The 12670-nt window shown below is 47.6% G+C and carries 12 protein-coding genes; 2 read left to right on the forward strand and 10 right to left on the reverse strand.

Annotated features, from left to right (window positions below; all coding sequences use genetic code 11):
* Positions 1-56 precede the first annotated feature (56 nt).
* Entirely contained in the window at positions 57-1013 is a 957-nt protein-coding gene (locus DXD25_RS13435) for a PD-(D/E)XK nuclease family transposase (RefSeq protein WP_117663939.1), read from the forward strand.
* Between the two features lie 208 nt (positions 1014-1221).
* Here DXD25_RS13435 and DXD25_RS13440 read toward each other — a convergent pair whose 3' ends face one another.
* The 8 genes from DXD25_RS13440 to DXD25_RS13475 all read right to left on the reverse strand — a co-directional run bounded on the left by DXD25_RS13440 (position 1222) and on the right by DXD25_RS13475 (position 9277).
* Positions 1222-2148 carry a LysR substrate-binding domain-containing protein gene (locus DXD25_RS13440; RefSeq protein ID WP_117663940.1) on the reverse strand — a complete coding sequence of 309 codons (927 nt, stop codon included), beginning with the start codon at positions 2146-2148 and terminating at the stop codon, positions 1222-1224.
* Between the two features lie 35 nt (positions 2149-2183).
* A complete protein-coding gene (locus tag DXD25_RS13445; protein WP_117663941.1) occupies positions 2184-2534 on the reverse strand; it encodes a hypothetical protein in 351 nt (116 codons plus the stop codon).
* A gap of 18 nt (positions 2535-2552) precedes the next feature.
* A complete protein-coding gene (locus DXD25_RS13450) occupies positions 2553-2744 on the reverse strand; it encodes a 4Fe-4S binding protein (RefSeq protein WP_089542963.1) in 192 nt (63 codons plus the stop codon).
* A 6-nt stretch (positions 2745-2750) separates the two neighbouring features.
* Complete coding sequence (locus DXD25_RS13455) at positions 2751-3149, reverse strand: C-GCAxxG-C-C family protein (RefSeq protein WP_117663942.1); 399 nt, start codon at positions 3147-3149, stop codon at positions 2751-2753.
* A gap of 115 nt (positions 3150-3264) precedes the next feature.
* Positions 3265-4473: a cytochrome c biogenesis protein CcsA gene (gene ccsA / locus DXD25_RS13460; protein ID WP_117663943.1), complete on the reverse strand. Its 1209-nt coding sequence runs from the start codon at positions 4471-4473 to the stop codon at positions 3265-3267.
* Positions 4474-4680: 207 nt separating this feature from the next.
* A complete protein-coding gene (locus DXD25_RS13465; RefSeq protein ID WP_117663944.1) occupies positions 4681-6465 on the reverse strand; it encodes a di-heme oxidoredictase family protein in 1785 nt (594 codons plus the stop codon).
* 123 nt (positions 6466-6588) lie between these two features.
* Complete coding sequence (locus DXD25_RS13470) at positions 6589-7917, reverse strand: imelysin family protein (protein WP_117663945.1); 1329 nt, start codon at positions 7915-7917, stop codon at positions 6589-6591.
* Between the two features lie 64 nt (positions 7918-7981).
* Positions 7982-9277 (reverse strand): hypothetical protein, encoded by a 1296-nt coding sequence (locus DXD25_RS13475; RefSeq protein ID WP_117663946.1) that lies wholly within the window; start codon positions 9275-9277, stop codon positions 7982-7984.
* Positions 9278-9634: 357 nt separating this feature from the next.
* Between DXD25_RS13475 and DXD25_RS13480 the strand changes: the two genes are divergently transcribed.
* Positions 9635-10591, forward strand: a complete 957-nt coding sequence (locus tag DXD25_RS13480; protein ID WP_117663947.1) for a LuxR C-terminal-related transcriptional regulator — start codon at positions 9635-9637, stop codon at positions 10589-10591.
* A 144-nt stretch (positions 10592-10735) separates the two neighbouring features.
* Here DXD25_RS13480 and DXD25_RS13485 read toward each other — a convergent pair whose 3' ends face one another.
* Together DXD25_RS13485 and DXD25_RS13490 are read right to left on the reverse strand one after the other, a co-directional pair.
* Entirely contained in the window at positions 10736-11371 is a 636-nt protein-coding gene (locus DXD25_RS13485; protein ID WP_117663948.1) for a response regulator transcription factor, read from the reverse strand.
* A 23-nt stretch (positions 11372-11394) separates the two neighbouring features.
* Entirely contained in the window at positions 11395-12660 is a 1266-nt protein-coding gene (locus DXD25_RS13490) for a phosphatidylserine/phosphatidylglycerophosphate/cardiolipin synthase family protein (protein WP_117663949.1), read from the reverse strand.
* Positions 12661-12670 lie beyond the last annotated feature (10 nt).

Here is a 12670-nt window from a genome sequence, read left to right on the forward strand (position 1 = left end):
TGTCTTAAAATAAAGTCGTAACTTTGCAGCTGAAAATTAATAGATGGAGGAAGAATATGGCAAATTATATCAGATTTGACTGGGCGATGAAGCGCCTGCTTCGCAACAAGGCAAACTATGCCGTGCTGGAAGGCTTTATGTGTTCGCTGCTGAACGAGAAATTCAAGATCAACCGATTCCTGGATAGTGAGAGCAATCAGCAGACCGAGAATGATAAATTCAACAGAGTGGATATCCTGGCAGAAAATGAGAAGGGAGAATTCATCATCTTCGAGATACAGAATACCCGGGAACATACCTATTTCCACCGTATGCTCTATGGAGTTTCCAAGGTCATCACAGACAATATCAGTCTGGGCGATGATTACGACAAGGTGCGCAAGGTATATTCCATCAATATCGTGTATTTCACATTGGGACAGGCCAAGGATTATGTATATCATGGCAAGACGATGTTCCAGGGACTGCATCTGCCGAATGATATCCTGAAACTCTCCAACCGACAGAGTGAACTCTTCTTCGGTGATGAAATCCCTCAGGGTCGCAAGACTAATCGCGAAGCCGGAGACATATTCCCGGAGTATTATCTGCTCTGCGTGAACAACTTTGATAAGCTGGCGGTGAACAATCTGGATGAATGGATCGAGTTTCTCAAGACTGGCGAGATCAGCGAGGCTGCCCAGGCTCCAGGTTTGGCTGATGCCCGCAAATGCCTGGACATAGATAAGTTGACCGTAGCGGAAAAGAACGACTATGTCCGTCATATGGAGAATCTGCGCTATCAGCGCAGCGTTATCAAGACGGGTTATGATGATGGCTGGCAGGAGGGTCATGCCGATGGCCGAGAAGAAGGTCGTGCCGAGGGTCGTGCCGAAGGTCGAGAAGAAGGTCGTGCCGAAGGAGCCAAAGATGAGAAGAAGGCCACTGCCCATCGCCTTCTTGCAATGGGCTTGTCTGCCGAGCAAGTGGCAGCAGCAACCCAGTTGTCACTAGATGAAATCAAGAAATTATAGCTGCTTTTTGAAAAAGATAAAGGGAGATTTCGCCAAGAAATCTCCCTTTGTCAGCTGTTCGCCGTTAATCATTTCATTGAATTTTTCCATCATTATTGATATTTAAAAGTTATTACTTGTTTTTATCGGTGCGAAGATAAGAAGAATCCGGCATTCCACCAAATCACTCAGTCAATGCGGCGATAGATGGAGTCTATTCATTTAAAGGTTACAACCTGATGCCGTATTTCCTGATGCCTTCTCCCATCATCTCCTCCGGAATGAATATCTTGAGGGTATCGACTAGGGTGTTCAGCATCCGCTCACGGATGTAATCCTCCCTGATATAGAGCGATATGCGCCGCTGCGACAGATAATCTCCTTCTATCTTTCTTACATTCCTCTTCTGCTCCTCACTCAGGAAGGGGAGGTGCATCTCTGGAATGATGGTGAAGCCACCATTCTCATCCACTATCCTTATCAGGGTCTCGATGCTGCCTGCCTCATAGATATGATGACCCTTGCTGCGCGCCTTGCAGAACGAAAAGGCACTGTTGCGCAGACACTGTGCCTCCTTCATAATCCACATGTTCTCATACTCCAGATTCTCTGGCTTGAAAACAGGGAGCTTGCGCCAGCAGCTCTCGGCAAGATACACATAGAACTTCTCCGTGTAGAGCGGTATCTCCAGAATGCCTTCACGGATATTGTCGGAGATGGCTATGCCGGCATCCGTCTCACCACGAAGCAGGGAATCGAGCATGAAATCAGCCTTCAGTTCCTGAATGTTGAGATCCACCGATGGATAGTTTTCCCGATAGTGTCTGATGAACTTGGGCAGGATGTAGGGGGCAATGGTTGGACCCACGGCGAGCGACAGTCTTCCGCCTATCTCTCCCTTATCTTCCATCACGATTTCCGAGATGCGTTCTATCTCCTGCAATGCCGTTTCTGCCTGACGGATAATCTTCTTGCCTGATGCAGTGGGAGATACGGTCTTGTTGTTTCTTTCGAAGATACGGGTATCCAGTTCTTCCTCCAGTTTCACAAGCATGGCACTGAGCGTGGGCTGCGAAACCAGGCAAGCCTCTGCTGCTCTCGCAAAATTGCGAAAGCGGTTGAGTGCCACAATATATTTCAGTTGCTGTAAATTCATATCGCTATTCTATTTATATCAGCCAAGTACAGGGCTTATCTTGCCTTGAGTTTGCAGATGAGTTGAGTCATGTTGCCCATCGGACAGAAAACACACCAGGTTCTAGGGCGATAGAAGATGGTGAGTAGCACACCCACTATCAGCGAGGTGAGCATGATGCCATAGAGACCGAAGGCAAATTGAGCCTTCCAGGGTTCTATCTCTACAGGATATGCCCAGTGCCAGGGAACATCAAAGCTCCATCCGAAAACAGCCATGAACAGCGGAATCATAAAACAGATGACTCCCAGCCATGCAAACCCGATGTTGAAGAATCCAAGAGTGAAATAGGTGGCAGATACCAGCCACAGATAATCACTCCACTTCTTGCTTTTTTGTCTTGCCATAAAAATGCTTTTTATCTGTTATCTCAATACCTTGTGCATGACTCCTGCCGGACAATTCCTTTCACAGATGCCGCAACCTATGCACAGATCCTCATTCACTACTGCATAACATCCTCGGTAGATGCTGATGGCATCCTTGGGACACACCTTTACGCAAACACCACATGCCACGCAGCGGTCGTGCTCGCTTTGAGCCTTGTATTTTGCCATCGTTTTCTACTGATCGGTTAGTTTATCCAACTGCTCTTCCAGAAATTCTGCCGCATCGGCTACGCAGAGCGGGCATTCTCTGAGTATCTTACCTGTGCCTACACCTTTGAGAAGCTTGCACTGGGTAGCCCCATTACGCTGCTGGAATTGGGTCATAATCTGTCGCATCGCCTTGACAGACTTAGCCTTATCCTTTGTTGCAAGGCCTAATACCACTCCTGCTCCTACGAGGGCACCGCAGGTTCCTTCCATGTTTCCCATTCCTGCAGCGAAGGCATTGCCTACATTCTTGAGTGTCTCTTCGTCCATACCAGTATAGTCATGATAGGTACAAACCACTGCCTGGGTACAGTTGTGAGACCCACAACGCTTCTTCTCTGCTGCAATTTCTTTTCTTGTTTCCATATTTATCTTGTTTATTTGAATTTTGCTGCAAAGATACGGCTTTTATAATAGATAAACGAAAGATTATGGCTATTTTATCATAGAAACTATCTATTGTATTCTGCTTTCCGACGGGCTATGCATACGAGTGCATGCCCGTGAGGAAGAAGTTGACACCGAAGTACGTCATGGCGATGCTCAGGAAGGCAAGGGTGACGTAGATGTGATACACCAGCGGCTTGCGGAAAACCGGTAGACTCTGCGTATGCACTACTACTGCATAAATCATAAAGGTGATGAGCGCCCACGTCTCCTTGCTGTCCCAACTCCAATACGTGCCCCAACTGACATTTGCCCAGATGGCTCCGATGAAGATGCCGAATCCCATCGTGGTGAGTGCTGGGTAGAGGAAGAGACGGCTCAACGCCTGCATCCGCTCACGACGGGAACGCCAGCAGATGCCCAGAATACCACAAAGCCAGGTGAGTATCAGAAGTACGTAACTCATCATGATGACACTGACATGTACGCAGAAATAAGGGCTGTTTAATATCGGTGCACGCTCACCAGTAGAAAAATCGATGTGGCTGAAATGATAAATCAGGAAGATGAATCCTATGCCAACAAGACTGAACACGACCATCAGAAGACTCCGGAACTGCTGCCAGGAGCGTTGGAGCAACTTCCTGTAGCCACCTTTTTTGTCGAAGAGTATCCAAACCAGCGAAACGAAAAGCAGAAAATAGCCACAATACGTTACCGGAATACCGAATGGGTCGGAATTGATGGCAAGAACACTTCCCATCCCATCCTCATCATACGATGCCTGATAGAACCGGTAGGAGCCATGGGTATAGATCTTATTGAGCGATACCTTTGCCTCCTCCATCTCGTAATGATCCGTTACTCTGAATTGCGAGGAATAATCCCTGACGACATCCGTACCCTCATACAGATGGATGTCAAACTTCTGAAGACTCAGGGTGAAAGGCAGTCGGCGCTGCTGGATACCCTCTGCAGGATTGTTGGAAAAATAAATATCCGAAGGTTCGCCGATGCGAAGATGCATCATTCCCTGCTTGCCGTTGACATGCGTGATGAAGGCACCTGCGAGGATGATGACGAAGGAAAGATGAAGCGCCCAGGTAGAAACAGCTTTCACCTTTCGCTGGATGATATAGAAAATGCCCAGGGCGGCTAGTGCTGCCCAAATCAGGATAAACCACCAGGTTCCATAATAGTGGGAATGGGCATAATCCGTACCTTCTAGTTTCTCTACAATGCTGGCTGCAGCCATGCATACGAGAATCAGTATGTAGAGGATGAATAATATCTTTTTAATCATGGTTCGTTACGAAATCTTTCTAGTGTAATCTTGCGTGTATTGCATCATCTAGTGTAATCTTGTTCTATCTTGCTGCAAAATTACGATATAATTTTGAGATAAGCAAACTTATCCAGATTTTTTATTCATATATTTAAAAGCAGCCAGGTATCTGGATAGGGTACCTGGCTGCCTGATATTCTTGATTGATAAGATGCACTATATGTGTTAGATAGAACGCAGGAACTTAACCACTGCATCACGCTCACTCTTAGGTGCCTTGTAGAAGTTCATGGCTGAATGATAGGCATGACTCTTCTTGCTGTAGCAGTGCCACATGATTGCTTCCACCTCGTTGCGGGCACGACAGTCGTGCAAGCGGTCTTCTGCACCTGTGTTCAGATAGCTCAAGCCACGACCCCAGAGTGGAGTGGTGCGGCACCATGATCCGTGGATGTCGTTCATCATATAGAGCTTGTGCTGAACGAAGTCAGAATATGGATGGATGGTCTGGTTCTGATAACGAGGCAACTTCTTGTCTGCGAGATACTTGGATGTTACGTAGTTGTCATCGCCAGTCTTCCATGTTGGCTTGTGACAGCTGGCGCATCCCCAACTCATGAAGAGCTTCTTACCCTCCTGTACCTGAGGATCGTTCAGGTTGCGGGCACGAGGCACGGCAAGACCACGGTGCCATACCATGAAGGCATAGAAATCGTCCATGCTCTGCTCTGGCTTGAAGATGTAGTACTTGTTGTCAAACTGGTTGGTCTTTGGATCCAACAGGTTTGCCACTGCTTCCTTGATGCCCTTGTCGGTACCATCAGCATAATAAGGAGAAGTAGGATCCTTCTTGATGGCTGCAATCACGTCCGCATTCTCTGACATCGCCTTAGCCCAAGGAGTGGTGGTGTAGAGACAAGGACGGTCCTTGCGGGTTACATTGGTGATGTTCCAGATGGCGTTGGCACCAGGTCCATCCTGCAAGCTACCACGGGTCAGGGCATAAGTGAAGCGCTTGATGAGCTTCTTGTTGCCGTCGGTGGTGTTAGGATCGAATGCTGTGCCATCTGCATGCACACCACCCGTAGCATACTTACTGTCTCTGCCGAAGCTGGTATAATAGGCACCGGCAGTCATCTCCATAGTGTTGGCATCAAACATACTTGGGTTGATGTATTCGCTTACATCCTTGCCTTCTTTCTTGAAATAAGAAGCCTCCGACTTATATTGAGCTACGATGTCCTCGCTAGGGATGGCATCGATGAGACCCGTACCGCCGATACCGATGGTAGATTCCAAGCGAACAGCATAGTTGCTTGGACGCGGATTGGTATTGAATGCATCCTGAGGAATGGTAATCTCTGGATAAATCAGATCAAACTTCTCGCCATCAGGGAACTGCATGGCAGGAATCTCATCAGTCTCCATCTTGGCAATGTGCAGCCAGCTCATGTTGATCTTGCTCTCGTCGACAGGAGGGAGGAATGGAGACTGAGCCTGAGTCTGAGGCATACCGGTTACCTCGGAGATATAGGCACCATCGTTAGAACCCTCTGATTTAGGATGATAGACTACGAGCAGATAGCCGTTACCATTACCATAGCGGGTTTCATACTGTGCCTTGCGCTTGCCATGACCATACTCTGGGTGACAGTCGATGCAGGAAGAGCGGACAGAAGCAGGACCTAAGCCCTTGAACGCACCGGTGTTCCAGGTGTACTGGCGCTCGAACATCTGCTCGCCGATAAAGAACTGCTTGAAGAGTTCTGGGTCGTTGTCAACGGCTGGTGTCTGGTCTGAGTAGCAGTTGGAATTCGTGTTATCTGTTGTACCCAACTCACCACCTGGATACCACTCATCCGCAGAAAAGTTACCCACTTCCTTGCCTACGTAAGCGGCATCAGTTTCCTGAATCTCGACTTTGTTGTCGTCATCAGAACAGCTGGCCATTGTCATTGCCAGAGCCATGGCGAACGACATGTAGGCGTAATTCTTAAAATTCTTATTCATAATGTATTTTCTTTGTAATATATTATATTTTAACCCAAATGACGTAGCTTCGCTTCTATTGAAGAAAGCAAAGCTACGTTATCCTTTATCCTTTATTTTGTTGTTTCTGCTGTAATGGATAGATTACTTAGAAACCTTCAAATTGCGGAACCACTTACCTGCATTGTTCAACTCGTCATCCAGGGTGTTGATCTTGTCGATGCAAGTCTTTACCTGAGCGTGAGCAGGATTATCAACGAAGGCGGTGCCGCTCTTCTTGGCAGACTCCAATGAAGCAATTGCCTCGTCAAGCGCTGTGTTCAATGCGCTGTAGCCACTGTAGTTGTACTTCTTCATGATGGTCATCAAAGAATTAGCCTCAGGAGTGGTGGCATTTACATCACGTGTACCATAGAGGGAGTTCTTGATAGAGTAGATGTTGTCCTGGTAGTCGATGAATGAACGCTTGCTGTATGGAGACTCGATGTAGTCTTTAGACTCAGCTTCGCCATCCTCTGTTGTACCGCCCTGACCGGTAGCTACACGGTAAGCCTGACCCAACTTCTGGGTGTAAACCTCCTGACAGATGCTTGAGCAACCACCTACAAATACATTCTCCAAGGTCTCCTGCCATGTAGGGAACCAAGCCTTCTCGCCTGTGGCATTGAGGAAGAACTGACCGTAACCGATACCTGCAGAAGAAAGAGCACCAGCACTCTCCTTCAAACCAGCAAGACCGTCAACCACCCACTTGCAGTTGCTTGTCAACCAAGAACCGAGGGTAGCATCACCATTCCAACCATACTGGAGGAGTGAAGTCATGTTGTAGATATCACCAGCTACAGCGGCAGCAAATGCCAATTCATCGATACCCTTCACTGATGTCATGCCTTTTTCTGTCTCGTTGGCATTCAGCATAGCAGCAGTACGTTCTTTACCTTCACGGAAGAGTACGAACTCCAATCCGTGGAAACCAATCACTGAGTCGAAGTGCTTGTTCTCTGTATAGATGAACTTAGATGGGTTTTCACCATTGATACCGGCGATGATTTCCTGATTGTTAAGTGCTGATACCATCTGGTCGTGGTCGAGTGGCCATGAGTCGATGTGTGGGTCAATCTCGTTGTTGGCGGCTGCACCATAGAGGAAAGCCTCGCTGCGCTCCCACTCACGGCGTGCGTTCTTGAAAGCCTCGCAGGCAGCAGTGATATCAGCATCGCTCAAGTTGCCAGCCTTGGCGTTGGCGTAAGCCTTGTCGCATGCATCCTTCAAAACCTTGGCATTGTTTCTCAAATCCCCGTAGGTAGGATAGATAATGTCGTTAACATAAGTGTTGGCAACAGCCGATAATTCTGTTGCTGGAACTACGTTACCCTCTGTTACTGGGTCATCATCATCGCTACAAGAAGCGAAACCCAAAGATAAAGTCATTGTTGCAACGAACAAAAATGCCTTCTGGAAAATCTTTTTCATTTTTCTTTGTTTTTTATGTTTAAATATGATAATTATAATCTATGAAACAGCAGCTTCCCCTGTATTAGAGGAAGAAGCCCTGATAAGCGATGCCGATGTTCACGGCTGGCTCATTGTTGTACTTAGAGTGGAAGATGCGCTGGTTGTACTCTGCCTTCACACAAATCTGTGGGAGAGGAAAGTAGTTGATACCTGCTGCCACAATCTTGCGGTTGGTCCACTTAGCGGTGGAATTGTGTACGGATGAATCGTAATACTCAAAATGACCGAACACATACAGCTTCTGCTTGTCTTCGCGGAGCTTGGAAATCTGAGAGAAGACATCGTAGCCAGCTTCTACCATAGATGCGATGGCATGACTGCCGAAGTATTTTCCGCTGCCCGATTCGTTAGGCTTCACTTGCTGCGTACCAGGATATACGAGGCTGGTGATGGCAGTGGCATCGCTTACATAGCCATAATCCACATTGCCTCTAATCTTCCAGTTGTACTTGTTGTAGGTGAAGTCGAAGGCACCCACATATACATTTCCCTTGATATTCTTGTACTTGACATCATGAGGAGTCGTGTTGCCTATCGCCTTGCCATAGTAGCCGCTCAATCCGATGCGCAGTCCAGGAATGCTGTAGTTATCTACACGGGCTGCCACGGCATATTTGTTGGCTACTTCAAACTCGTATGGACTCTTGGCACCGCCCTGAATCCAGTTGCTGCGACTGAAACGGAAGGCGTTCAAGCCTGCCAGGAACTGTGCTTCGTAACGGAATTTGCCGCTCTTTCCCCAAAAACTGATACCTGTCTGGTGCCAGGTGCAAGGAAGGATAGTGTTTTCGCCTTCTGGACGATAAACAGTAAAGAAATTCAATGGTTCATGATAGGCATTGGTAAGACCTACAGGTACCACGATGTGACCAGCCTTGATGTTAGCCCATCGACCGAAAGATTTCTGAATCCAGAACTGTTCCAGTTCCACCTCGCCACCTTTCTCTACCTCCTGTTCATACTCGATGGCCTCCTCTGCTTCGTATTCGATAGACTGTCCGGTACCTCCGTGTTCAAATTCAATCTCAGTACCCATGGTCCATCCCTTTCCGAAGTCGTAACCCAGGTAGATTACTGCATGGGGGATGTCGAAGCGTCCGTGGTCGGGAGCATTCTTATAAGCAGTAGCGTTAGAGTAGCGTTTGCCAGCGTCGCTATAGAAGTTGCGGCTCATGGCAACCTCGCCATAACCACCTACGCTCAGTCTGTTACCCTTTACATGCTGCATCACACTATCGGCAGCCACAGTTTGTGCACTTGCCGTTGCCAAACCGGCAACGAGGGCAGCGGACATCAATCCAATTCTTAAACTGTTCATCTTTAATATTTTGAAATTATTGTTATCGTATAATTTTATATAAGGAAAAGAGCGCGGATATCTGCTTGCTTTCTCGACACTTTAGAGGCCTAGTATCTCCTTAAAGCCCTGTAGCTTGATAAGGAATTACGCAGCTCTGCCGCTCGGGAGTGGCAATCATCACCGCGCTCTTTCTCGATTTCGGGTGCAAAGGTACGGAGTTTTAAAAAATCTTGCAATACCTAAATTTCGGTAAACATCGGCATCCCCATTTCTAGGTATTGCGGGTTTCGAAACTTTTTTGTATATTTGCAACCGAAATAAAAACATGATGAATGTTCTTGATACAAGGATGTTTGCATTTAAGGATAGAACAAGATGAAAAATCAGAAGATGTATGAGGCTGAAGACAAGATGATCAGCATCATTAGAGACAATTACAATATCTTGCAGAGCCTGGGTAGCTTCGGCATCAACCTGGGATTCGGCGACAAGACGGTAAGGGAAGTCTGCGAAGAGCAGAACGTGGATACCTACACCTTCCTTACTGTGGTAAACTTTACGATAAATGGTTACAAAGAATACGATAATGCAGACCGGTTGTCGTTGCCTACCTTGTTGCATTATCTCAAGGCATCACATGCCTACTACATAGATTTCCAGTTACCTTTTATCCGTAAGGAGCTGGTGGATGCACTCGATGAAAAGGATAATCTGGCGCGACTGATCCTGAAACTCTATGATGATTATGCCCACAGCATCACCAACCACATGAAGTATGAGGAGAAGATGGTCTTTCCTTATGTTCAGGCACTTATAGATGGTAATGCCAATACCAACTTTGATATCGAAACCTTCTCGAAGCATCATATGCAGGTGGATATGAAGCTGAAGGAACTGAAGAGCATCATCATCAAGTATCTGCCTTCGGATGGACTGCACAACAACCAGCTCAGTGCCACCCTCTATGACATCTACAACAACGAGGAGTGGCTTATGCATCACTCTGAGGTAGAGGAAGAAATCTTTATTCCTGCTGTGAGAAATGCAGAGCGGAAACTGAAGCAGAATGATGTGAGTGCCAAGATTTCGAGCATGATCAATCAGACACCGAACAACGATGAGCAGTTGAGCGACCGAGAGAAGGATGTAATCATTGCGCTGGTTCAGGGTATGTCGAACAAGGAGATAGCTGACCATCTCTTTATCTCCGTGAACACGGTGATTACCCATCGCCGAAACATCGCCCGAAAGCTTCAGATTCATTCTCCTGCGGGTCTGACGATTTATGCCATCGTAAACGATCTGGTTGATATTTCCACGGTGAAACTCTAGTTTTGCTTAGGAAAAATGACCTTCGAAATGTTATTTTTTATAAAATGATAGTGCCTTCCCTGCTGCTTGCGGGGAAGGCACTATCATTATATATAGGTATGTGAGTAGGAGGCATCATCATTTTGGGGGATGCCTCTCCGGCTGCTAGATCTTGTTGATATCCACATAACCGTGCATCACGGCATAGATGGTAAGCGAAGAAACGCTCTTGATACCCAGTTTTTCCTGGATATTCTTGCGGTGGGTAATCACGGTGGTGGTACTGATGAAGAGCTTTTCAGCTATCTCCTTGTTGATTTTGCCTTGTGCCACCAGCGAGAGTACCTCGATTTCCCTGTCTGAAAGGGCTTTCTCCCTGGACTCTGAGGAATCCATCGGCGGGATATATTCGCCGTGGGGATGTCCCGAACGCTGCAGACGGATCAACTGTCGGATGAGCTTTGATTCCGGTACGTTGACGCAGATGCAGTGGAATCCCTGCAGCTGCGAGTTGAGGTCGTTGCAGGGGGTAAGCACGATGGTATGGGGGCGATACGCCTCTTCGATGAAAAAGTTGCGGTGAGCCAAAAGAATCTGCATCGACACAAAATAGTGCATGAAGCGTTCGGGTGCATTCGACTCAAATTCGCCGAATGTACCGAAGATGCTGATCTTTACCATCGGAACGACATTCTCCAGCAGTCCCTTGAGACCCAAGGCTGCCAGCGTATTGTTATCTACAATGGCGAGTTCGGGCATCGCCTTGCCTGCCATTGCTTTCTTCATTTCTTCGTTCATCATATTGTTGATATATCTGTTATTGTTTACAGGAATGGGGTGAGGAACTTTGCCGCAAACCATCCCTTGAATCTTTGCCATCCGGTGCGCCACTCTCGCCAGTTCTGCTCGTTGAGCAGGAAACTGTCTTTCTTCTCCCTGTCGAAGAGACGGTCGAGCTGGTGGGTAGTGCATGAATCCACAATCACGGCATTCTCTTCGTAATCCCATCGCAGGCTTCGGGCATTGAGGTTGGCGCTGCCTACGGTGCAGAACTTGCCATCCACCATGATGATCTTGGTATGATGGAAGCCCGGCGTGTACATCCATACATGGCAGCCAGCCTTCATCAGCTTGTGGGCATTATAGAATCCGCAATCTGGGGTGAGCGGAATATCGCTCCTGGTAGAAAGCATGATCTCTACCTTGACGCCTCTTTTCACCGCCCGCTTCAATGCCTTCTTGAGCTTGGGACTCAGGGTGAAGTAGGGACTGATGAGCTTGATGCTGTCCTGGGCATCGTTGATGGCATTTACATAGAAGTAGCGGATGATATCCTTCGTGATATGCGGCTCACGATTGATGATGCCCACCATCTTGTGATAGGCTGTGGCTGTGGTGTCAGGCTTGAGATTCTCTACCAGGTAATCTTCCTTCTCCTTGCGGTAATACTCCTCGCCGTCGATATGCTGTCCGCTTACCTTGTTCCACATCTTGAGGAAGATCTTCTGCAGGGTATTCACCTCGCTGCCGTCGATGCGACAGTGCATATCGTGCCATTCTCCTACCACCTTTGTACCTTTTATATAATAGTCGGCAACGTTCATGCCGCCGGTATAGGCTATCTGTCCGTCGATGACTACGATCTTGCGGTGGTCGCGGTTGAAAACGGCATGTACCCATGGGAACTTCAAGGGCTTGTATTCGAAGATTTCGATACCGTTGGCACGGATTTTCTTGAGATGCCGTTTTCGCAGCGGCTTGTTGTTGGATGAGTTTCCGAAGCCATCGTAGAGGGCTCTTACCTTGACTCCCTGCTTCACCTTCTCGGCAAGGAGGTCGAAGAGGAGGGAGGCAATGCTGTCGTTGCGGAAGTTGAAGTATTCCAGATGCACGCTGTGCTTAGCCTGACGGATTGCCTGAAACATATCATCGAATTTCTCCTGTCCGCTCATCAGGAGCGTGACGGAGTTGTCGCGGGAAAAGCTAACACCCTTCCCACGAAGCTGGTTGACTATCAATGAATCGCTGGTCTGTGCGCTGCACAGCGAACTAGCCAGCCATAAAGTCGCTATTAATAAATAATATCTCATCTTATCTATA

Source organism: Prevotella sp. TF12-30, assembly GCF_003436715.1.
Classification (GTDB): Bacteria; Bacteroidota; Bacteroidia; order Bacteroidales; family Bacteroidaceae; genus Prevotella; species Prevotella copri_A.

What these genes read in the sequence shown, in the direction of transcription:
- DXD25_RS13435 (WP_117663939.1), top strand. Translation starts at nt 57, where the DNA reads ATGGCAAATTATATCAGATTTGACTGGGCGATGAAGCGCCTGCTTCGC.
- DXD25_RS13440 (WP_117663940.1), bottom strand. Translation starts at nt 2,148, where the DNA reads ATGAATTTACAGCAACTGAAATATATTGTGGCACTCAACCGCTTTCGC.
- DXD25_RS13445 (WP_117663941.1), bottom strand. Translation starts at nt 2,534, where the DNA reads ATGGCAAGACAAAAAAGCAAGAAGTGGAGTGATTATCTGTGGCTGGTA.
- DXD25_RS13450 (WP_089542963.1), bottom strand. Translation starts at nt 2,744, where the DNA reads ATGGCAAAATACAAGGCTCAAAGCGAGCACGACCGCTGCGTGGCATGT.
- DXD25_RS13455 (WP_117663942.1), bottom strand. Translation starts at nt 3,149, where the DNA reads ATGGAAACAAGAAAAGAAATTGCAGCAGAGAAGAAGCGTTGTGGGTCT.
- ccsA (WP_117663943.1), bottom strand. Translation starts at nt 4,473, where the DNA reads ATGATTAAAAAGATATTATTCATCCTCTACATACTGATTCTCGTATGC.
- DXD25_RS13465 (WP_117663944.1), bottom strand. Translation starts at nt 6,465, where the DNA reads ATGAATAAGAATTTTAAGAATTACGCCTACATGTCGTTCGCCATGGCT.
- DXD25_RS13470 (WP_117663945.1), bottom strand. Translation starts at nt 7,917, where the DNA reads ATGAAAAAGATTTTCCAGAAGGCATTTTTGTTCGTTGCAACAATGACT.
- DXD25_RS13475 (WP_117663946.1), bottom strand. Translation starts at nt 9,277, where the DNA reads ATGAACAGTTTAAGAATTGGATTGATGTCCGCTGCCCTCGTTGCCGGT.
- DXD25_RS13480 (WP_117663947.1), top strand. Translation starts at nt 9,635, where the DNA reads ATGAAAAATCAGAAGATGTATGAGGCTGAAGACAAGATGATCAGCATC.
- DXD25_RS13485 (WP_117663948.1), bottom strand. Translation starts at nt 11,371, where the DNA reads ATGATGAACGAAGAAATGAAGAAAGCAATGGCAGGCAAGGCGATGCCC.
- DXD25_RS13490 (WP_117663949.1), bottom strand. Translation starts at nt 12,660, where the DNA reads ATGAGATATTATTTATTAATAGCGACTTTATGGCTGGCTAGTTCGCTG.